The organism is Georgenia thermotolerans, from assembly GCF_009193185.1.
GTDB classification, from domain to species: Bacteria; Actinomycetota; Actinomycetes; order Actinomycetales; family Actinomycetaceae; genus Georgenia; species Georgenia thermotolerans.
This window is the reverse complement of sequence record NZ_VUKF01000059.1, coordinates 1-21,283: the sequence shown is the minus strand read 5'-3', so window position 1 is coordinate 21,283 and position 21,283 is coordinate 1. Positions and strand designations below refer to the sequence as shown.

The 21,283-nt window shown below is 71.8% G+C and carries 17 protein-coding genes; 8 read left to right on the top strand and 9 right to left on the bottom strand.

Features of this window, described 5'->3' with window-relative positions; translation table 11 throughout:
* Window positions 1–159 precede the first annotated feature (159 nt).
* The 4 genes from recF to dnaA all read right to left on the bottom strand — a co-directional run bounded on the left by recF (window position 160) and on the right by dnaA (window position 5,983).
* A complete protein-coding gene (gene recF, locus GD970_RS19480) occupies window positions 160–1,383 on the bottom strand; it encodes a DNA replication/repair protein RecF (RefSeq protein ID WP_152204561.1) in 1,224 nt (407 codons plus the stop codon).
* 139 nt (window positions 1,384–1,522) lie between these two features.
* Entirely contained in the window at window positions 1,523–2,419 is an 897-nt protein-coding gene (gnd, locus tag GD970_RS19475; protein ID WP_152204565.1) for a phosphogluconate dehydrogenase (NAD(+)-dependent, decarboxylating), read from the bottom strand.
* Between the two features lie 127 nt (window positions 2,420–2,546).
* Window positions 2,547–3,677, bottom strand: a complete 1,131-nt coding sequence (gene dnaN / locus GD970_RS19470) for a DNA polymerase III subunit beta (RefSeq protein ID WP_152204560.1) — start codon at window positions 3,675–3,677, stop codon at window positions 2,547–2,549.
* 818 nt (window positions 3,678–4,495) lie between these two features.
* Complete coding sequence (dnaA, locus tag GD970_RS19465) at window positions 4,496–5,983, bottom strand: chromosomal replication initiator protein DnaA (RefSeq protein ID WP_405002598.1); 1,488 nt, start codon at window positions 5,981–5,983, stop codon at window positions 4,496–4,498.
* 437 nt (window positions 5,984–6,420) lie between these two features.
* Here dnaA and rpmH point away from each other — a divergent pair, with 437 nt between their 5' ends.
* The 8 genes from rpmH (at window position 6,421) to GD970_RS19425 (ending at window position 15,805) form a co-directional block, all read left to right on the top strand.
* Window positions 6,421–6,558, top strand: coding sequence for a 50S ribosomal protein L34 (gene rpmH / locus GD970_RS19460; RefSeq protein WP_152204558.1), 138 nt, complete (start codon window positions 6,421–6,423; stop codon window positions 6,556–6,558).
* 30 nt (window positions 6,559–6,588) lie between these two features.
* On the top strand, window positions 6,589–6,957 hold the full coding sequence (gene rnpA, locus GD970_RS19455; protein ID WP_452179837.1) for a ribonuclease P protein component: 369 nt from the start codon (window positions 6,589–6,591) through the stop codon (window positions 6,955–6,957).
* Between the two features lie 107 nt (window positions 6,958–7,064).
* On the top strand, window positions 7,065–7,412 hold the full coding sequence (gene yidD / locus GD970_RS19450) for a membrane protein insertion efficiency factor YidD (protein WP_152204564.1): 348 nt from the start codon (window positions 7,065–7,067) through the stop codon (window positions 7,410–7,412).
* 12 nt (window positions 7,413–7,424) lie between these two features.
* Window positions 7,425–8,591 carry a membrane protein insertase YidC gene (gene yidC / locus GD970_RS19445; protein WP_152204556.1) on the top strand — a complete coding sequence of 389 codons (1,167 nt, stop codon included), beginning with the start codon at window positions 7,425–7,427 and terminating at the stop codon, window positions 8,589–8,591.
* A gap of 78 nt (window positions 8,592–8,669) precedes the next feature.
* Window positions 8,670–9,191, top strand: a complete 522-nt coding sequence (locus tag GD970_RS19440) for a Jag family protein (protein ID WP_211489855.1) — start codon at window positions 8,670–8,672, stop codon at window positions 9,189–9,191.
* A 19-nt stretch (window positions 9,192–9,210) separates the two neighbouring features.
* Window positions 9,211–9,861, top strand: a complete 651-nt coding sequence (rsmG, locus tag GD970_RS19435; RefSeq protein WP_152204555.1) for a 16S rRNA (guanine(527)-N(7))-methyltransferase RsmG — start codon at window positions 9,211–9,213, stop codon at window positions 9,859–9,861.
* Between the two features lie 3,557 nt (window positions 9,862–13,418).
* Entirely contained in the window at window positions 13,419–14,369 is a 951-nt protein-coding gene (locus tag GD970_RS19430; RefSeq protein ID WP_170297278.1) for a ParA family protein, read from the top strand.
* Window positions 14,366–15,805 (top strand): ParB/RepB/Spo0J family partition protein, encoded by a 1,440-nt coding sequence (locus GD970_RS19425; RefSeq protein ID WP_152204554.1) that lies wholly within the window; start codon window positions 14,366–14,368, stop codon window positions 15,803–15,805. The genes GD970_RS19430 and GD970_RS19425 overlap by 4 nt, the downstream gene beginning before the upstream one ends.
* Before the next feature lie 107 nt (window positions 15,806–15,912).
* Here GD970_RS19425 and GD970_RS19420 read toward each other — a convergent pair whose 3' ends face one another.
* From GD970_RS19420 to GD970_RS21860, 5 genes are all read right to left on the bottom strand, one after another.
* Window positions 15,913–16,953, bottom strand: a complete 1,041-nt coding sequence (locus GD970_RS19420; protein WP_152204553.1) for a D-alanine--D-alanine ligase family protein — start codon at window positions 16,951–16,953, stop codon at window positions 15,913–15,915.
* A gap of 12 nt (window positions 16,954–16,965) precedes the next feature.
* Complete coding sequence (locus GD970_RS19415) at window positions 16,966–18,324, bottom strand: aminotransferase-like domain-containing protein (protein ID WP_152204552.1); 1,359 nt, start codon at window positions 18,322–18,324, stop codon at window positions 16,966–16,968.
* 207 nt (window positions 18,325–18,531) lie between these two features.
* Window positions 18,532–18,855: a thioredoxin gene (trxA, locus tag GD970_RS19410; protein WP_152204551.1), complete on the bottom strand. Its 324-nt coding sequence runs from the start codon at window positions 18,853–18,855 to the stop codon at window positions 18,532–18,534.
* 57 nt (window positions 18,856–18,912) lie between these two features.
* Window positions 18,913–19,923 carry a thioredoxin-disulfide reductase gene (trxB, locus tag GD970_RS19405; protein ID WP_152204550.1) on the bottom strand — a complete coding sequence of 337 codons (1,011 nt, stop codon included), beginning with the start codon at window positions 19,921–19,923 and terminating at the stop codon, window positions 18,913–18,915.
* 157 nt (window positions 19,924–20,080) lie between these two features.
* Window positions 20,081–21,283, bottom strand: a 1,203-nt coding sequence (locus tag GD970_RS21860) for a hypothetical protein (protein WP_193314994.1), incomplete at its 5' end; no start/stop codon positions are given.

The window sequence follows — 21,283 nt, the reverse complement described above, 5'->3', positions numbered from 1 at the left end:
TCGGGCGGGGCGTCCGGCACGCGGCCGGCCCGGCGCCGGCGCGGGGCGCTCGTGCGCAGCTGGCCCTTGGCCCGGGCGGCCTCCCGGGCCCGCTCGAGGGCGACCCGGGCGACGACGTCGGCCTCCTCCTCGGTGCCGTCGGCTTCCTGCGGGGGCTGCTCAGCCACGCGTGACCTCCCCGGCGTGGACGGTGAAGCGGGCGCCGTCGAGCGCCGCAGGGACATCCTCCGCCACCGCGGCGGTGATGAGCACCTGCCGCGCGCCGGCGACCATGGCCGCGAGCCGCTCGCGCCGGCGGGCGTCGAGCTCGGCGAAGACGTCGTCGAGGATGAGCACCGGCTCGCCGTCGGTGCCCCACGGGGAGCCGTCGTCCTCGCGCAGCACCTCGTAGGAGGCCAGCCGCAGGGCGAGGGCGAAGGACCAGGACTCCCCGTGGCTGGCGTAGCCCTTGGCGGGCAGGGTGCCGAGGGAGAGGACGAGGTCGTCGCGGTGCGGGCCCACGAGCGATACGCCCCGGTCGAGCTCCTTGTCGCGCAGCCGCTGCATCGCCGCGAGCAGCCGCTCGGTCACCGCCGGGACGTCGAGGAGGGCCGCCTCGCGGGCCTCGAGCGCCGCGGCGGCCGCCTCGCCCCCGGGGCCGGCAAGCTCCGCGGCGGTGATGTCGGCGGCGCCCTCGACGGTGTCGACGCTGGCGCGGTAGTCCAGCCGCGCGGCGCCCTGGCCGGCGCTGACCTGCTCGTAGGCCTGGGCGGCGAAGGGGCGCAGGCGGCGCACGAGGGCGGTGCGCGCGGCGACGATCTGGGCGCCGGCGGCCGCGAGCTGGCCGTCCCACACGTCGAGGGTGCTGAGGTCCGGGCGCCCGCCGCGGCGCCGCACCGCCCCGGCGGACTTCAGCAGGGCCCCGCGCTGGCGCAGCACCTTGTCGTACTCGGCGCGGGTGCCGGCCAGGCGCGGGGTGAGCAGGACGAGCAGGTCGTCGAGGAAGCGGCGGCGGTGCCCGGGGTCGCCCTTGACCAGCTCGAGGTCCTCGGGCGCGAAGAGCACGGTGCGCACGACGCCGAGCACGTCGCGGGTGCGCGCCGGGGCGCGGTTGAGCCGGGCGCGGTTGGCCTTGCCCGCCACGATCTCCAGCTCGACGAGGGTGGGTCGCTCGTCGTGGACCACCTTGGCGCGCACGACGGCGCCCGGCGTGCCCTGGCGGACCAGCGCCGCGTCGGCGGCCACCCGGTGGCTGGAGAAGGTCGACAGGTAGGCGATGGCCTCGACGAGGTTGGTCTTGCCCTGGCCGTTCTGGCCGACGAAGGCGGTGACGCCGGGGTCGAGGGCGAGGACCACCTCGTGGTAGGAGCGGAAGTCGTTGAGGGCCAGGTCGGAGACGAACATGTCCGGCCGGTCCCTCCTCGCTCTGTCTCGGTGTGGTCGGTGTGGCGCGGCCTCCCGGCCGTCATGGCCAGGCTACGCCGTCGTCCGGGTGTGGCTCGGCCCGCGGACGACGGGTCGTCCGCGGGCCGGGTCGGCGCCGTCAGGCCTGCTGGGCGGCCTTGGTCGCGTGGCCGCCGAACTGCTGACGCAGCGCGGCGACGGCGCGCATGGCGGGCGAGCTGGGCTGGCGCGAGGAGAAGCGGGCGAAGAGGGCGGCGGAGATCACCGGCACCGGCACGGCGCTGTTGATGGCCTCCTCGATGGTCCACCGGCCCTCGCCGGAGTCGTCGACCCAGTCGCTGATCTCCTCGAAACCGGGGTCGGTCTTGATGGCGCGGACCATGAGGTCGAGCAGCCAGGAGCGCACGACGGTGCCGCGCTGCCAGGCGGTGAAGACGGCGCCGACGTCGGGCACGAGGTCGTCGCGGGCCTCGAGGAGCTCGTAGCCCTCGGCGTAGGCCTGCATGAGGCCGTACTCGATGCCGTTGTGGACCATCTTGGCGTAGTGGCCCGCGCCCACCGGGCCGACGTGGACGAAGCCCTCCTCGCGCGGGCCCTCCGGGCGCAGCGCGTCGAAGACGGGCATGAGGGTCTCGATGTCGACGTCGGAGCCGCCGGCCATGAGGCCGTAGCCGTTCTCCCGGCCCCACACGCCGCCGGAGACGCCGACGTCGACGTAGCCGATGCCCCGCTCGGCGAGCTTGGCGGCGTTGGCCTGGTCCGCCTCGAAGTGGGAGTTGCCGCCCTCGATGACGATGTCGCCCTCGTCCAGGACCCGGCCGAGCTCCTCGAGCACCGCGGCGGTGGGGGCACCGGCGGGCACCATGACCCACACGACCCGCCGCGGCTGCGGCAGGGCGGCGGCCAGGTCCGCCAGGGTGGCGACCTCGCTGTTCTGCGGGTTGGCGTCGTAGCCGGTGACCTCGATGCCGGCGGCGCGCAGCCGCTCGGCCATGTTGCCGCCCATGCGGCCCAGCCCGACCATTCCGATGTGCATCACAGCTCTCTCCCTCGGCCGGTGTCACCGGCCGTCACGTTCGGCGGTAGGGGCGGTGGGTGCACATCGCCCTCGGTGGTCAACCGCCGGGCCTGGGACTTTGTGCCCCAGTGTGACGAGGTTCTCCTCAGCCCGCGAACCGGATGGGCATGAGGAGGTAGCGGAAGGTGAGGTCGTCCTCGCCCTCCAGGGAGTCCTGCCCGGTCATCACCGCGGGCTTGCTCGGGTGGGTGAACGACATGCGCACGAACGGCGCCGTCAGCGCCCCGAGCCCGTCGAGCAGGTAGTGCGGGTTGAACGCGGTGGAGATGTCCTCGCCCGTCAGGGCGGCCTGCAGCGCCTCGGACGCCTGCGCGTCGTCGCCCTGGCCGGCCTCGAGGACCACCTGGCCCTCGGAGAAGGTCAGCCGGATGGGGGTGTTGCGCTCGGCGACGAGGCTGACGCGGCGGGCGGCCTCGATGAGGGCCGCGGTGCTCACGACGGCGTGGGTCGTGGTGCTCTCGGGGAACAGGCGCCGCACCGGCGGGTAGTCGCCCTCGACGAGCAGGGAGGTGGTGCGCCGCCCGCCGGCCTCGAAGCCGATCAGGGCGGCGGGGCCGTCGGTGGACAGCGCGACGTCGACGGCGCCGGCGCTGGTCATCGACTTGGCGACGTCGGACAGCGTCCGGGCGCGCACCAGGGCGACGGCGGAGGCCGACGGCGAGGCCGGGTGCCAGGTGAGCTCGCGCATGGCCAGGCGGTAGCGGTCGGTGGCGAGCAGGGTGACCTTCTCGCCCTCGATCTCCATGCGGACCCCGGTGAGCAGCGGCAGGGTCTCGTCGCGGCTGGCGGCGGTGGTCACCTGGCCGACGGCCTCGGTGAGCACGCCGGCGTCGATGCTGCCGGCGACCTCCGGCATGACCGGCAGCGCCGGGTAGTCGTCCACCGGCATCGTCAGCAGGGTGAAGCGCGAGGCGCCGCAGGTCAGGACCACCTTGGTGCCGTCGACGTCGACGTCGACCGGCTTGGCGGGCAGCGCCTTGGAGATGTCGGCGAGGAGGCGGCCGGAGACCAGGACGGTCCCGGGCGTGTCGACCTCGGCGGGGATGTCCGAGCGGGCGGAGACCTCGTAGTCGAAGCTCGAGAGGTTGAGGACCCCGTCGCTGGTGGCCTCGATCCGCACCCCGGCCAGGACGGGGACCGGCGGCCGCGCGGGCAGGGACCGCGCCGTCCACGTGACGGCCTCGGCCAGGACGTCACGTTCGACCCTGAACTTCACGATGGATGACCTCTCTCGAATTTCCCAAAAGGGCGCGCGTGGCGCAGGCCAACCTTACGCGAGGAATTACAGCCGGAGGCAGCAGCGAGCCACAGCCTTGTGGTTCGCCGGTCGATCGGGGGCGCGGAACGTGTTGTTGGCTGTCCACATCCATGGCCCTCTAGAAGTTTCGTCATCGTCATAGCCGGTGTGGAGACTGTGGAGAACCGGTGTTGATGCAGGTCAGCCCTCTGACGGCGATGTGGGCGGGGTGGGGGCCTAACCTGTGGACGACGGCCGGTGGCAGTGGATGTGTGATTCGTCCTCAGCGGCCGTCCACCGGTGGGGGACTACCTGTCCACTGACGCGCGGACGGTTGTCCACCTCTATCCACAGACTTGTGCACAACTGTGAATGATGCGGTTCACGGCGGATTCGGCGCTCAGCGGCACGCAGAGCGCCGCCGGACGGTGCGCGGAAGCCGCCGCCGCGCCTCGGGCGGCCGGGGGCGGCCCCTCAGGCGGTGACGTGCTCCGGGGCCCTCCTCGGCCGCGCGGGCGTGGGCCGAGGGCCGGGGGGCGGGGGGCCGCGCCGAGGGCGGGCACGCGGCACCATCGGGCGCCTCGCCGCGCGGCGGCCCAGCGGGGCGTCACGCCGTCAACGGCGGAGGCGGGAGGGACGGCTGTGCGTTCGGTCCCGCCGGCGGGAGGGACGGCGGAGCGCCGGCCTCGACGACGGGGCAGCGGCATCGCGGGACACCGACGGCGTGACGCGGGTGGGCGCCGAGCGGTGACGCGACGGCGGAACCCAGGTATCGCCGTCGGGAAGGTGGACCGGGACTAGTTGCCGCGGGCGTTCTGCTTGATGCGGTTGGTCAGCTCGGTGACCTGGTTGAAGGTCGAGCGTTTCTCCGCCATCTGCTCGCGGATCTTGCGGTTGGCGTGCATGACCGTGGTGTGGTCGCGGCCGCCGAAGAGCTGGCCGATCTTGGGCAGCGAGAGGTCGGTGAGCTCGCGGCACAGGTACATGGCGATCTGGCGGGCGTTGACGAGCACCCGGGACCGGTCCGCGGAGCAGAGGGCGTCGATGGAGACGGAGAAGTAGTTCGCCGTCTGGCTCATGATGAGCGCCGGCGTGATCTCCTCGCCCTCGGGGTCGGTGATGAGGTCCTTGAGGACCATCTCCGCCAGCGACAGCTCGACCGGCTGGCGATTGAGGTTGGCGAAGGCGGTGACCCGGATGAGCGCGCCCTCGAGCTCACGGATGTTGGTGGAGATGCGCGAGGCGATGTAGCTGAGGACCTCGTCGGTCGCCTGGAGGTTCTCGTTGACCGCCTTCTTGCGCAGGATGGCGATGCGGGTCTCGAGGTCGGGGGGCTGGACGTCGGTGAGCAGGCCCCACTCGAAGCGCGACCGCATCCGGTCCTCGAACCCGTCGAGCTGCTTGGGCGGGACGTCCGAGGTGATGACGACCTGCTTGTTGTCGTTGTGCAGCGTGTTGAAGGTGTGGAAGAACTCCTCGACCGTCTGTTCCTTGCCCCCCAGGAACTGGATGTCGTCGATGAGCAGCACGTCGACGTTGCGGTAGCGCCGCTGGAAGTTCTCCGCCTTGTCGTCGCGGATGGAGTTGATGAAGTCGTTGGTGAACTCCTCGGAGTTCACGTACCGCACCCGGATGCCGGGGTAGAGGTTGCGCGCGTAGTGGCCGATCGCGTGCAGCAGGTGGGTCTTGCCCAGCCCCGAGCCGCCGTAGATGAACAGCGGGTTGTACGCCTTCGCCGGCGCCTCCGCGACGGCGGTCGCCGCCGCGTGGGCGAAGCGGTTGGACGCGCCGGTGACGAAGGTCTCGAACGTGTACTTCGGGTTCAGCCGCGAGGAGTCCACCGAATGCTCCTCCACGGACGTGCCCCGGTCGGCGCTGGATCGCTGGGGCCGGGCGACGGGTCGGTCGTCGAAGATCGGGGGCGCCGCGTGGGAGCCCATGCGGCGGGGCGCCGCGTCCGGGCTCGCGGCGGAGGGCACCTCCGCCGGCGACGGCGCGGCCGGGGCCGACGGGGTCTCGTCGAGCGTGGGGTCGACGGTGACGGCGAAGCGCACCGGAGTGCCGGCGACCTCGCTGAGCGCCGCGGTGATCGGCTCGCGGGCCCGCATCTCCAGGAAGTCCTTGGCGAAGTCGCTCGGCACGGCGAGGAGCATGGTGCCGTCGATGACGCCCAGCGGGCGGGTCATGCGCACGAACGCGAGCTGCGCACCGCCGATGTCGCCGCGGGTCGTGAGGATCTCGACCGCCCGGGCCCAGCTCTCGGTGGTCGGTTGATTCTCCGGCAACGGTGATCCCCTTGGTGCGATACAAATCTGGACGTCGAGTCTGGCACGACGTCTGCGGATCCACACGGATATCCACAGCCTGGGGATACGGCAGAGCCAGGACAGCGGCGTCGGCTCTCGCACCAACATGTCCAGGGAGCGGGCCCGAGGCGTCGCCGCCGATCATAGGACCATCTCCCCGTCGCGGTCACGGTGCCGAAGGACTCACCGCCCCGCTGACCTGCGTCATCGCGCCGGGCTGTGGGATACGCTACGGCCGCCCGGATTGACCGCCGGTTCGCGCTCGCGTACTTTGGGTGAGCCGTCCCGACGGATCTTGTGTCGTGCCTGCCGGCAGGTTCTCCTGCCGCGTGCCCGCCGGAACCAGGGACAACCGCACGCGCGCTGCCAGGACGTGGCGGTGCCCAGGAGAATCACCGACGTTTTGGAGTAATGCCGTGAGCAAGCGGACTTTCCAGCCGAACAACCGGCGCCGGGCCAAGGTGCACGGGTTCCGTCTGCGGATGCGCACCCGCGCCGGCCGCGCCATCCTGGCCGCGCGCCGTCGCAAGGGGCGTGCGCAGATCTCCGCCTGAGAGCGGACGGTGCTGCCGGCTCGGCACCGGATGCGCCGATCGGACGAGTTCTCCGACGCGGTGCGCCGAGGCGCCCGCAGCGGCGCCCGCCGACTGGTGGTCCACCTGCGACTGACCGAGCACGACGAAGCCGACCAGGGCGGGCAACCCGCCCTGGTCGGCTTCATCGTGCCCAAGAGCGTGGGCACCGCTGTGCACCGCAACCGGGTGAAGCGGCGGCTGCGCGCGCTGGTGGCCGACCGGCTGGACGCGGTGCCGGGCGGCGCGCGCCTGGTCGTCCGCGCCCTCCCGCCCGCCGACGGCGCGGCCTACGCGGAGCTGGCGGCGGACCTGGACGGCGCCCTCGCCGGCGCCACCCGCAAGGCGCGCCGCGCGGCGCCGGCCCGGGAGAGGTCGTGAGCGTGGTGACCGATCCCCGCCTCGAGCGGCACGGCCCCGCGGCGCATCCCGGGCACCCGCGCTCGCCGTCGGGCGATGAGCGGCCGGAGCGGCGCCCGCGCAACCCGCTGACCTGGCTGCTGCTCGGCGTCGTGCGGGTCTACCAGCTGGTGATCTCCCCCTGGCTGGCGCCGACGTGCAAGTACTACCCGTCCTGCTCGGCCTATGCGGTGACCGCGTTGCGCCGCCACGGGGCGGGCAAGGGGGCGCTGCTCGCCGCCTGGCGCCTGCTGCGGTGCAACCCCTGGAGCCTCGGTGGCGTCGACCACGTCCCGCCGCGGGGGCGCTGGTCGAACCGGGACGCCGCGCCGCGGGCTCCGGCCCGGGCGCAAGAGAGTCAGAGGGAGCACGGGAAACCCCGTACTCTCGGTGCAGGTACATGGGGGGCGCGCACGAGCGCGCCGAAGGACCGCTAGGAGCACACGGGCATGGGCTTTTTCGACACGATTCTGTCGCCGATCATGGTGGCGGTCGCCTGGATCATGGTGCGCGTCCACGACCTGCTGGTGTTCCTCGGCATGTCCGCGGGATCCGGCTGGGCGTGGGTGCTGTCCATCGTCGGCCTGACCGTGGTCATCCGGATCCTGATCATCCCGTTGTTCTTCAAGCAGATCAAGGCGTCCCGGAGCATGCAGCTCGTGCAGCCCGAGATGCAGAAGCTGCAGAAGAAGTACAAGAACAAGACCGACCCTGCGTCCCGGCAGAAGATGCAGGAAGAAATGATGGCGCTGTACCGGGAGCACGGGGCCAACCCGTTCTCCTCGTGCCTGCCGATCCTCCTGCAGATGCCGATCTTCTTCGCCCTGTTCCGGGTGCTGAACTCCCTCGGCCCGCTCGCGAACGGCACGTACCCCAACGGCCCCAGCATCGGTCCGCTCGACCAGCAGCTCGCCGCGCAGGCCGAGAGCTCCACGCTCTTCGGGGCGCCGATCTCGGAGACGTTCCTGTCCTCGAGCGACGCGACAGTCAAGGTCGTCACCGTCTTCCTCATCGTCTTGATGTCGGCGACGACGTTCCTCACCCAGCGCCAGCTGACGATGAAGAACATGCCGGCCTCGGCGCTGGACAACCCCATGGCGCGCCAGCAGCGGATGCTCATGTACGTCCTGCCGCTGATCTTCGCCTTCTCCGGCGTGAACTTCCCGATCGGCGTGCTCATCTACTGGTCCGTGTCGAACCTGTGGTCGATGGGCCAGCAGTTCTACACGATCCGCCGCCAGCCGGCGCCCGGCTCCGAGGCGGCCAAGCTCCGCGCCGAGCGCCTGGCCAAGAAGCGCGAGCGCAAGGGCCTGCCGCCGCTCGAGGAGGAGGAGAAGGCGGCAGAGGAGCAGCCCCGCGGTGGCCAGCGGGTCCAGCCCAAGCGGAAGGACCGCGCGAAGCGCACCGGGGCCGCCCAGGTTCCCGGCGCGGTCCCGTCCACGGTCTCGGCCGACGAGGTGGAGGAAGCCCCCGACGAGGACGCCGGGGACGGTGAGGTGCGCGGGAAGGACGGCCTGACCGCCGCCGAGCGGGCGCAAAAGCGCTACGAGGAGCGCGCGGCCCAGCGCCGGGCTGCCGCCGCTAAGCGCAAGCCTCAGGGCAAGAAGAAGAAGTAACGCGCGCGCCGGGCTGGCCCCGCGCGCCCCGAGACCACCTCCGCCGTGTCGGCGGAGCGGCGACGAGAAGAGGACATCGTGAGCGAGGAACAGTCGGTCCAGACGCCCCGCGGCACCAGCGCGGAGACGATCAAGCGCCTGGAGGAGGAGGGCGAGATCGCGGCGGACTATCTCGAGGAGCTGCTCGACATCGCGGACCTCGACGGCGACATCGACATCGACGTGGACCACGGCCGCGCGGCCGTGGAGATCGTGTCCGAGGACGACGGCGACCGCTGGCTGCGGCGGCTGGTCGGCGACGAGGGCGAGGTGCTCGACGCGCTGCAGGAGCTCACGCGGCTGGCCGTCCAGGCCAAGACCGGCGAGCGCAGCCGGCTCATGCTGGACATCGCGGGCTACCGGCGCGGTCGCCGCGCCGAGCTCACCTGGATCGCCAACGAGGCCGTCGCCAAGGTCCGGTCGACCGGTGACCGGGTGGCCCTGCCCCCGATGAACCCCTTCGAGCGGAAGGTCGTCCACGACGTGGTCGCCGCCGCGGGGCTCGTGAGCGACTCCGAGGGCGTGGAGCCGAGCCGCCACGTCGTGATCCACCCCGCGTGAGTCATCGACAGGTGTCGCTGTGAGTGCTGCCGACGGAACGCCGGACGCCGAGGTTCCCACGCCTGCCGTCCGGGAGTATTTCGGACTCGCGTGGGCGCCGGTGGAGCACTTCGCGCAGATGCTCGTCGAGGAGGGCGAGTTGCGCGGGCTGATCGGCCCGCGCGAACTCCCGCGGTTGTGGTCGCGCCACCTGGTCAACTCGGCGGCGGTGGCGCCCTTCCTCGATCAGCGGGCCGCGGTCGCTGACGTAGGCTCAGGCGCCGGTTTTCCCGGCATCGTGCTGGCGGCCGTGCGCCCCGACCTGGAGATGCACCTCATCGAGCCCATGGAGCGCCGCATCGCCTGGCTGGCCGATGTGGTGGAGGAGCTCGGGCTGGACAACGTGATGCTGCACCACGCGCGCGCCGAGGAGCTGCACAAGCGCGCGAGCTTCGACCACGTGACGGCTCGCGCCGTCGCGGCCATGGACAAGCTGGCGCGGTGGACCCTGCCGCTCGTCCGCCGTGGGGGGACGCTCGTGGCGCTCAAGGGGCAGCGCGCGGGCGAGGAAGTCGAGTCGGCGAAGTATGTCCTGAAGAAGCTCGGCGTCGTCAGCACCGAGATCTACGACGTGCAGCCGGTCGACGGCATCGAGGCGACGACCGTCGTCGTGGCGCGCAAGCGCGCCTGACCCCTGAACTCGCCGGCGCTTCGGGGTAGGGGTAGTCCGGTTATAGCGGCGATGTGACGCCCGATTGGTGCCCGCCGATGCAGTTATCCACCGACTGTTCCACACCTGTGCGTTCACGGCGCCGGTCGCGGTGTGTTCCCTGCGATTCAGCAGGGTCCTCCGACTCACCTGGTTTCACGTGGAACTGGGTTGTGCCGGGACGGTAGTGGCTACCGAGGGTGGCGCCTGGAGGCGCGTCTCCGCACGGGACCGGCGGGAACGTGCCCGTCCTCGGAGGCGTGGTACGCGGTAGCGGTAGGTACGCGCCCTTTTGTGCGCGATGCTGACCGGGAAAACTGGGACTGGTCCCCGTGCGGTCATGTCCGGGTCTGAAGGTTCACGCGCGGGTCCGCCCGCAGGTGCGTTTCGCGTGAAACCCTCTGCACACCGAGCGGTACCGCAAACCGGCCGACCTGTCCGACTGTCCCGCCGCATGGCCAGACGCAGGTGGATCGCCGGCCGTCCAGCGCGGAACTGTCCAGCGAGAGCCGGCTCGGCGGCTAATCTCCTTCGCGCCTCGCGCACGAGGTGGGACATGGGTCGCCCGTCCGATTGCATGCAAGCCCGGGTGGCGGCCGCCCAGCGCGCGAGCCGGTTTCACGTGAAACCGTTTTTGCGAGCGCCTCAACTGCGGCGCAGAGGCTGCTGCAGTGATGCGGCTCCACTGGGTTCGCGTGTCGGGCGTCCAGGCCCAGCCGTTGCAGCAGTTCCCTGTCGTTCGACAGGCCCGCGTGGGCACCCGGCAGCGGGGCGGGGCCAGCGCACCGCTGCACCCTCGAGAACCGATCCCCAGGACGAAGCTCGGTAATGTCGGCCGCACCCCGCACCCGTTCTTGCGTCTTGGTTCCTCCGGGCTTCGCCCCGCGCCACGGCGAAGCGGCGCCGGTGCCAGCCCCGGTGCGCATGTGCCCCACCAGAGGTGCCCGGAGTTTCACGTGGAACTACCGCCGGCTCAGTCGACGATGCCAACCTCCGTGCTCAGAAACATCCTGCTGCTAGCGCCCGCGGACACTCAGGCCTGCCTTCTGTCTCGCCCGGCTCGCCCGCGCGGCGTCGGGTCAGGGCTATGGCCTTCATGGATAAGCGGGAACGAGCGCGCGGATGACGCACTGCCGCTGCGAACCGGAATACTTTCGGTTGGCCCCCCGGGCTATCGAGCTTGACGGCGCCCTAACGGTGAGTCGCGTTGGCCCCCTGCGAGGCCACCAATCGTCGCCTGCCAGACCCAGCCCGGTAGTTCCCTCGCCCCTAGTCACGACCCCCTGCGGACTTCACCGCGAGCAGGCCGCCGCCGCTGTGCGGCCCAGCGGCGTGCACGAGGTTTCACGTGGAACTGCCCGTAGTGGTGGACCGCGAAGCGCCGCGCCGAGCGGATTGCGGCCTCGCACCAGCCGCGCGCAGCTGCGGTGGGAGTCCAAGTCCTGGAGAGGTCACCGGCCGCGCGCCCGCAGGGAAGGCATGTCCATTCGGTGAGTGCGCTACTGCCTGTGTGCCGGCGCGCTCGGCGGCGATCAGTGGTGTACTCGAGCCCGGCGCAGCGCCCGGCCGGATCCCTCATGCCAGGGCTGGGAGCGATGTGAGCGAGAACGCCCCAGTTGCCCGCGTCGTTGCTTGATCTGCCACCTCGCGGGCGGGGGTGCGGGTCACCGTCCCCTTGCGGCACCAAGGCGTCTGGGCCGTCGTCTCGCGGTCAGGCCACGAAGTCGTGAAGCGCGTCTGTCGCGGGATCGTCGGGTTTCACGTGAAACACGAGGTGGAGTGCCTGGTCCCGTCCCTCTTCGTTTGCGATCGGTGCTGATCCTGCTCAGCCGCGGTGCCGGCCTGAGAAGCCACATCTTCGACGGAGAGGAAGAGCGCTTCAGCTGCATCGCCGTGCATCACCCCCGCCCTCATGAGTGAGCGGGAGGCTTGGACACGAGCGGCTATGAGGCAATCTGACCTCGCCCCACCTGGCCGAGTCCTGCAGATGCCGACCTGGGACGGGCGAAACCCGAACGTGTTGGGCGGCGGATTCAGATCGGGAGGGCTCGTATGAAGCGGCCCAGATGCTGTGCCGGCGTTGTCCGTCACGGTGATGCTCCGTGAATAGGCGCAAGGACCTCGTTCCACGTGAAACAGCGCCGCACGCGAAACGGTCCCAAGTGCTTCGCGCCAGCAGGGCGTCTGTGGCGCAATGGTGCCGGAGCCAGCGACGGCGCCACCGTTCGAGCAAAGTGATCATCGAGACCTGCGGGAACGTAAGCGGAGACCTCGCTGATATACAGGAGCAATCTCGGCGCGGGCGGGTCGGCCTGCCCCACGGCGCGCTGTTTCACGTGGAACAGGGGACGAGAGGCGCGGCTTGCTGGTCGATTCTCCTCCGCACGTCGGCGGGTTGCCAGTCCGTCCGCGATATTCAGCACAGCGATGGACCCGGATCTGCCTGCAGACTCACCACGCTTAACGCCCACATCCTGCGCCTTCCGCTCCGCACGCAGCCTGCTCTATGCGCCCAGACCAGCGACTGCACGGGGGGGAGCTCCGCACGTCGCTCGGCCCCTGAGAGCAGGATCCGTCAGCCCGCCCCAAGCGGCCGAAGGAGCGGCTCGCGGGTCTGCCGCCAGTTCCTCGGCGTTGCCGAGTGTCCATAGGGCACGGGGCCTCCCCGTCAGGTATCCCCGCGACCATCGCCACGCGTTCTGGCCCTGCGATGCGGCCGGGGAATGCGCACGCCGCGCAGCCGGTGCCACCGGGGCTGACGGTCTCACGTGAAACGCGCTCGGGCCAGGCAGGTCCGCCGGGCCGGTACAGGCCTGCTCCGGGGAGGGGAGCCCATCTCGGCCGAGTCTGTCGGACAGGACTGGGTCCTCCAAGCGGGCAGCGAGCCGCCCGTCGGGACGGCCGATAACACAGTGCGGGGTGACGTTTCACGTGGAACCTAGGAGGAGACAGGTCCCGTCTCTCGTGCGGGAAATCCGGTCACGGCTCTCTGGACCCTCTAGACAACCACGAGACGCGCCGCGACCTGCTCGGGACGTCGCGAGAGGGGATGAGCCCCGTGGCCGCGAGGGCATCGGCCAGCGAGCCGCGAGACCGACTCGTGCGTGCGGGGGCGCGCCACGGTGGTACCCCGGGGCGTGACCCCGACGGTCCCGCCGACGCCGACCTGCTCCTGCGCCTTCGCTCGTTGCGAGTTCCACGTGAAACGTCCTTCAGGGGAGGCTCCGGCGGCGCGGGGGCCACTGGACTCGCGCCGGGGTAAGTAAGCAAGGCCATCGCGCCTCGGGGAAAGGACGTAGATAGCACACGGCGGCGCGTTTCGAGCGTGCCATTCCGACGCGACAGCGATGACGTGTTTCACGTGAAACCCGACTCGCCCACAGGCGTTCAAGAACCGCGCAGAGACGCCACTACCATGGAACCGGGCCAGTTCATCGAACGAAGGGGACGCCGTGCCGCCGCAGGACAAGAATGCCGGAGCGCAGGGCATCATCGCAGGTCAGAAGGTAACTGGCCCCGACGACGCGCGGAGAGCGGCATTGTTAAGGAGCGTTCCGGAGGTCGACGAAAGCACTCCCCTCGCCGCTCAACTCGCCGAGGACGCCCGACGGCGCATCCGTCTCCAAGGCGCCCGCTTCGCGAAGCCGGCGGCGACCCGGATCTTCACCATCGCGAACCAAAAGGGCGGTGTGGGAAAGACCACCACCACCGTCAACGTTGCGGCCGCCCTCGCCCACGGTGGTCTGAAGGTGCTGGTCATCGACAACGACCCCCAGGGCAACGCATCGACGGCTCTTGGTATCGATCACCATGCCGGTGTCGCATCTACGTACGACGTCATCATCGAGGGCACGCCCATTGCTGAGGTCGTGCAGGAATGCGAGGCGGTCCCCGACCTGCTCGTCGTGCCGGCGACCATCGACCTGTCCGGCGCTGAGATCGAGCTGGTCTCCAAGGTCGCCCGCGAGAACCGGCTGCGTAACGCCGTCGAGTCCTACCTCAGCTGGCGCGCTGAGCAGGGGCTGGAGCGGCTCGACTACATCCTTATCGACTGCCCGCCGAGCCTCGGCCTCCTTACGATCAACGCCTTCGTGGCGGCGCGCGAGGTCATGATCCCGATTCAGTGCGAGTACTACGCCCTGGAGGGGCTCAGCCAGCTGCTGAGCAACATCGAGCTCATCCGCGGGCACCTCAACCCGGACCTACACGTGTCGACCATCCTGCTCACCATGTTCGACAAGCGCACCAACCTCGCCCGCGAAGTGGCGGACGAGGTCCGGGAGCACTTCCCGACGGAGACCCTCGAGGCCAGCATCCCGCGTTCGGTCCGGATCTCCGAGGCACCCAGCTACGGCCAGACCGTGCTGACCTACGACCCCGGCTCCAGCGGTGCCCTCGCCTACATGGAGGCCGCCCAAGAGGTCGCCCAGCGCGCGGACAAGCCCACCACCACCACGACCCCGGCCGCGGCCGAGGAGGAGACGCGATGAGCGAGAAGCGGCGCGGACTGGGACGGGGCATCGGTGCCCTCATCCCCAGCGGCCCGGCCCCGGCACCGACGACGTCCCGGCCGGCGGACATGTTCTTCCAGTCCTCCTCCGTGACGCCGTCCTCCGGCGACGAGGCGCCGGGACCCGATGAGCAGGACCGGCCGGCGACCAAGCGGCCGACCAGCCAGGCCCGCGCGGCCGCCGAGGCGCTGATGCAGCCCAGCGAGGCAGCGAAGTCCCGGTCGGCCAGCGCCTCGCGCAAGAGCAAGACGACCAAGCCGAGCACGGGCCGAGACACCAAGGCCGGTGCCGCCGCACCGACGGCATCACCGGCGGTCGCCACGCCCGCCTCGCCGACGGCGCGCCCGACGAGCGCGCCCACGGCGGCGTCCGAGGCCCGGCCCGACGAGGAGGCATCCGTCGACCTCGCCCCGAGCGCCGACGCGACCCAGACCGAGTCCAACCCGACGCCGTCGGTGGACGCCGCTGCGAACCCCCTCGCAGCGGAGGACGGGCAGCCGGACCCGGCGGCGGACGAGAAGGGCGACGACCCGGACGACGGCGGACTCGTGCCCGTTCCCGGTGCGTCCTTCGCGGAGCTGCCCCTCAACCAAATCGTCCCCAACACGCGTCAGCCCCGGCAGGTGTTCGACGAGGAAGACCTCGACGAGCTCGCCGCGTCCATCCGCGAGGTGGGCGTGCTCCAGCCGGTGGTCGTGCGGCCCCTGACGGCGCCGGTCGACGGCGCCCCCGAGGCGCGGTACGAGCTCATCATGGGCGAGCGCCGGTGGCGGGCCTCGGCCCAGGCGGGCAGCGAGACGGTGCCGGCCGTCATCCGTGACACGAGCGACGGGGACCTGCTGCGCGACGCCCTGCTCGAGAACCTCCACCGCGCCGACCTCAACCCGCTCGAAGAGGCGGCCGCCTACCAGCAGCTCCTCGAGGACTTCGGGTGCACGCACGATGAGCTGGCGACCCGGATCGCCCGCTCGCGTCCGCAGATCTCCAACACCCTGCGCCTCCTCAAGCTCCCCCCGCTCGTGCAGCGGCGGGTGGCCGCCGGGGTGCTCTCCGCCGGGCACGCCCGCGCCCTGCTCGGGCTGTCGGACGGAGCGGCGATGGAGCGGCTCGCCCAGCGCATCGTCGCGGAGGGCCTGAGCGTGCGGGCCACCGAGGAGATCGTTGCCCTCGGGGACGAGCCGGTCGCCCCGGAGATGCGCCGGCGTCCGCGAACGGGCGCCCACACCGAGGTGCTCAACACGGTGGCGGCGCGACTGGCCGACCGGTTCGATACCCGGGTCAAGGTCAACCTCGGCCAGCGTAAGGGCCGCATCGCGATCGAGTTCGCCAGCATGGAGGACCTCAACCGCATCCTCGACGTCCTCGCCCCCGACGAGGCCCGCCTGCTCCAGGAGGAGCCGGGCGCCGAGGCCTGACCCGCCGAGGAGCCCTGACGCCCCTGTGAGGCACGAAAGTGGCCCTGCCCCTACCGGGCAGGGCCACTTTCGTGATCATCGTGGTGCTGGCGCGCGCGGCCCCTCCGTCAGCCACGCAGCGCGGCGCGCACGATGTCGACGTACAGGTCGTCCAGCGGGCCGTCCGCCTGGGCCGCCTGCGGGAACAGCGACGTCTCTGTCATCCCCGGCGCGACGTTGATGTCCAGGAACCACGCGGTGCCCTCGTCGTCGAGGATCATGTCGGTGCGCGAGAGGTGGCGCAGCCCCAGGGTGCGGTGCACGGCCACGGCGAGGTCGCCCACCGTGCGGGTGCGGGCCTCGTCCAGCCGGGCCGGGACGAAGTACTCGCTGCGGCCGGGGTTGTACCGGGCGTCGTAGTCGTACGGGCCGTCGGTGACGATCTCCACCGCGGGCAGCGCCCGCGGGCCGTCGCCGAGGTCCACCACCGACACGGCCACCTCGGTGCCGGCCACGCGCCGCTCGATGAGCGCCTCGTCGCCGTAGGCGAAGCAGGCGACCATCGCGCCGGGCAGCTGGCTCGACTCGGTGACCACGGTGACCCCGAGGGCCGAGCCGCCCCCTGCGGGCTTGACCACCAGGGGCAGGCCGAGGCGGTCCTCCACGGCGCGGAGCACCGACTGCGCCCCCACCTCCCGGAACAGCGACTGCGGGAGCGCGGCGTAGTCCGGCGTGGGCAGCCCGGCCGCGCGCAGCACGGCCTTGGCCACCGGCTTGCGCGAGGCGAGGCGGCACCCGGCCGCCGCCGTGCCGACGAACGGCAGGCCCAGCAGGGCGAGGAGGTCCTGCAGCGACCCGTCCTCCCCCGTGGAGCCGTGCACCAGCGGCCAGACCACGTCCGGGCGTATCCGCTCGAGGGCGGGCAGCAGGTTCGCGTCGACGTCGAGCACCTCGACCCGCAGGCCCCGGTCGCGCAGCGCGGCGGCGACCCGCCGGCCCGAGCGCAGCGAGACGTCCCGCTCGTGGGACAGCCCACCGGCGAGGATCGCGACTCTCACGCCGTCGGCCGCTCCCTCACCCCCAGAACTGGGGGCGTCTACCTGGGGGGCGGGGCGGGCGTCGTCGCCCGCCCCGACGTTCTCCTGCGCGGCCTCGCTCTGCTCCGTCATCGTGCTCCTTCCTCAGACCTGGTCGGGGGACGGGATCTCCACCGAGTCCCCGCGCCGGGCGCTGGGGGTGGTCCCGAACATGCTCACGAGCTCGGCCTCGGCCCGCACGACCGAGGACAGCCGCCGCACGCCCTCCCGGATGCGTTCCGGGGTGGGGTAGCAGAACGACAGCCGCATGTGATCGCGGCCCTGGCCGTCGGCGTAGAAGGCGGTGCCGGAGACGTACGCGACGAGGTTGGTCACCGCCCGCGGCAGCATCGCCTGGGCGTCGAGGCCCTCCGGCAGGGTCACCCAGGTGTAGAACCCGCCGTCGGGCACCGTCCAGCGCGCCTCCGGCAGGAACTCGGCCAGCGCCCCGAGCATGGCGTCGCGCCGCTCCCGATACATCTGCCGGTACTCCTTGACCTGCCCGTACCAGTCGAAGCGCGCCAGGTAGGTCGCGACGGAGAGCTGGCCCATCATCGTCGGGGAGAGGATGGCCGACTCGCTGGCCAGCACGAGCTTCTCGCGCACCGCGTGCGGGGCGGCGGCCCAGCCCACCCGGTATCCGGGCGCGAAGGTCTTGGAGAAGGAGCCGAGGTAGACGACGCCGTCGGGGTCGTAGCTCTTCAGCGCGGGCAGCGGGTCGGCGTCGAAGCCGAGGAGGCCGTACGGGTTGTCCTCGAGGATGAGGACGCGGTGGCGCCGGCACACCTCCACGACCTGCGGGCGGCGCTCGAGCGCCAGGCTGACGCCCGCGGGGTTGTGGAAGTTCGGGACGGTGTAGAGGAACTTCACCCGTCGGCCGGCCCGCTCCAGCTCGGTGAGGGTGCGCTCGAGCTCCTCGGGGATCAGGCCGTGGTCGTCCATGGCCACGTGCACGACGTCGGCCTGGTAGGCGCGGAAGACCCCCAGCGCCCCGACGTAGCTGGGCGCCTCGGCGACGACGACGTCGCCGGGGTTGATGAAGATCTCCGTGACCAGGTCCAGGGCCTGCTGGGACCCGGTGGTGACGACGACGTCATCGGGGTGCGCGGCCACGTGGTCGTAGCGCATGACCTCGACAATCTGCTCGCGCAGCTCCTCCTCGCCCTGGCCCCCGCCGTACTGCAGCGCCTTGGTGCCGCGCTCGCGCAGCAGCTTCGCCGTCATCTCGGCGAGGTGCTCGAGCGGGAGGCCGTCGATGTTCGGCATCCCTCCGGCCAGCGAGACCACCTCGGGCCGGTTCGCGACGGCAAAGAGGGACCGCACCTCCGACGCCCGCATCCCGTGGGCACGGTCGGCGTAGCTGGAGAACCACGGGTCCAGCCGGGTGCCGGCCTGAGCGGCAGCAGCCGCGGCGCCCCGCCGGCTCTGCTCGCCCTGGCCTGACTGCGCACCCGGAGTGCTCATGGTTCGTTCTCCCTTGGTCTGCCGGCCGCGCCTGCCGCGACCGATCCCTGCAGTCTGCCACTGCCCGCTCGTGGCACGTCGTGACACGTCGCGGGGCGGGACGAGCAGGACGTAGGTGTCCTTATCGCCCGGCCGAGACCGTGCCAGTCGACCGGATGAGGACGCCCCCGCCGGCTCGGGGCCGACGGGGGCGTGACGCAGCGGCGATCAGCCGAGGAACTCGCTGATCTCGTCGACGAAGGCCTTCTTCGGGCGCCCGCCCACGACGGACTTCACCAGCTCGCCGCCGGAGTAGACGTTGAAGGTCGGGATGGAGACGATCCCGTACTTCGCGGCGGTCTGCGGGTTGGCGTCGGTGTCGAGCTTGACGAACTTGACGTTGCCGTGCGCGGCGGCGACCTCGTCGATGATCGGGGCCATCTGGCGGCACGGGGCGCACCACTCGGCCCAGAAGTCCACGACGACGGGGACGTCGGACTGCAGGACCTCGGCCTCGAAGGTGGCGTCGGTGACGGCGGGGACGTTGCTCATGGGTTCTCCTTTCGCGGGCCGGCGGCCCGGAGGGCGTGGAGGTGCCTGGGGCGCCGGTCAGGCGAGGACGGCGCCCTCGGGGGTCTGGGAGGCGTCGGGGGCCGGCTGGCCGGCCTCGTCGAGGTGGGCGAGGTAGCGCTCGGCGTCGAGGGCGGCGGAGCAGCCCGTGCCGGCGGCGGTGATGGCCTGGCGGTAGATGTGGTCCACCGCGTCCCCGCAGGCGAACACCCCGGGGATGTTGGTGGCGGTGGTGGGGTGCCCGACCTTGATGTAGCCGGACTCGTCGAGGTCGACCTGGCCGGCGAGGATCTCGGTGCGCGGGCGGTGGCCGATGGCGACGAAGACGCCGGTGGCGTCGAGCTCGCGCTGCTCACCGGTGACGGTGTCGCGCAGGGTCACGCCGCTGACCTTGTTCTCGCCGTGGATGGCCACGACCTCGCTGTTCCAGGCGAACTCGATCTTCTCGTTCGCCATGGCCCGGGCGGCCATGATCTTGCTGGCGCGCAGCTCGTCGCGACGGTGCACGACGGTGACCTTGTCCGCGAAGCGGGTGAGGAAGGTGGCCTCCTCCATCGCGGAGTCGCCGCCGCCGACGACGACGATGTGCTGGTTGCGGAAGAAGAACCCGTCGCAGGTGGCGCACCAGGACACCCCGCGGCCCGACAGGCGCTTCTCCTCGGGCAGGCCGATCTCCTTGTAGGCCGAGCCGTTGGCGAGGATGACCGCGCGCGCGGCGTAGGTGTCGCCGTCGTCGGTGGTGACGGTCTTGGTCTCCCCGGCGAGGTCCACGGAGACGACGTCCTCGTAGCGGACCTCGGCGCCGAACTTCTCGGCCTGCTTGCGCATGTTGTCCATCAGCTCGGGGCCGAGGATCCCCTCGGGAAAGCCGGGGAAGTTCTCCACGTCGGTGGTGTTCATCAGCGCCCCGCCGGCGGTGATGGAGCCGGCGAGCACGAGGGGGCGCAGGTTGGCGCGGGCGGCGTACACCGCGGCGGTGTAACCGGCGGGGCCGGACCCGACGATGATGACGTCGCGGACCTCGCGCGTCGCGGCTGTCTCCTGGCTCATGGGTGTTCCTCGCTCCGATGGTTGGCGTCCTGCACGGCCGGGGGTGCGCACGGCGCGTCGTCCCGGCCGATCCTGCCCGGTACAACAGATCGTACGTGTCCGATGTTCCCGGCCGCGGGCGGCGCCACGGGGGCCGGGACGGGGCCGCCCGGCACGCTCATCCCAGCCGCAGCTCGGCCAGCTCGATGCGGTTCTTGCCGTCGGACTCGGCCACCGGCAGCTGCGGGAACCACAGCACCAGGCTGGCCGTCTTCACCGGCTTGGCGAAGGTGAACACCGAGTCCGGGCCCATCGGACCCTCGGCCAGGATCTCGCCCTGGGTGGGCGCCTGCGCCGTCGTCGAGCGGATCTGGACCTGCCCGCCGTTGCCGTGCAGGTCGATCTCCACCTTGCTCACCTCCGTGGCCTGCGGGAGCGTCACGACCAGGCCGATGCCGTCCTTCATGCCGTAGGTGGGGCTCTTGTAGGACCGGGAGCGCCAGTAGGTGGCCGGGTCGCCGTCCATGGCGAGCAGCGTCAGCTGGGGGTTCTCCGCCCCGTCGCCCTGGGGGTCGACCGGGGCCAGGGACTGGATCACGGGCGCGGGCGGCGGGGTGGTCGGCGTCGGGGACGGCGACGGCGAGGCGGACGGCGTCGCCGAGGGCGTGGGCGAGGCCGCGGCGGTGGTGGGGGCGTCGGTCACGTGCGGCAGCGCGACCGGACTGGCCGGGGCGAAGAAGGTCTTGAGCGCGACGACGAGCAGGACGAAGACGAGCGCGCCGACGACGGCGAGCACCACCGGGGTGGGGTCGATACGCCGTTCCTTGAACGGCACCTCGGGGCCGTCGATGTCCGCCGGCGGGGTGTGCTCGGGGAAGAGGTCCTCGTCCGGGGTGGGCCGGCGGTCCTCCGGGGTGCCCAGCACGCTCTTGCCGGCGGCGATCGCGGAGTCGAGGCTCTTGCGGGCGGTGTCGGTCAACGCGGTCGTCTCCTCGGCCACCCGCTTCGTGCGCTCCGCGACGCTGCTCGCCGCCGTGCGGGCCTTGCCGGTGGCGGTGGTCGCGACGCCGGCGATGGTGTCGGTCAGCCGCGGGTGGCGCGGCTCGTTGCCGGCTGCGTCGTCCGCGGGGTGCAGGATCGCGGTGAACTCCGGGGCGTCGGTGGACGTCGGCCGGTGCGGGGCCCAGTGCGCCGGCGCGCCCGTCGGGGCCGTGACCACGCCGTCGGCGGGTCCGGCCTCGTGGGCGAGGACGGCAGCGCCGCGGTCCTCCTCCGGCGCCGGAGGCGCCGCGGGGGCGTCCGCGGGTGGGGCCGGGGGCTCGGCGGTCTCGGCCGGCGGCGCGGGGGGCTCGTCGGCGTCGGCCGGCGGGGGCGGCGGCTC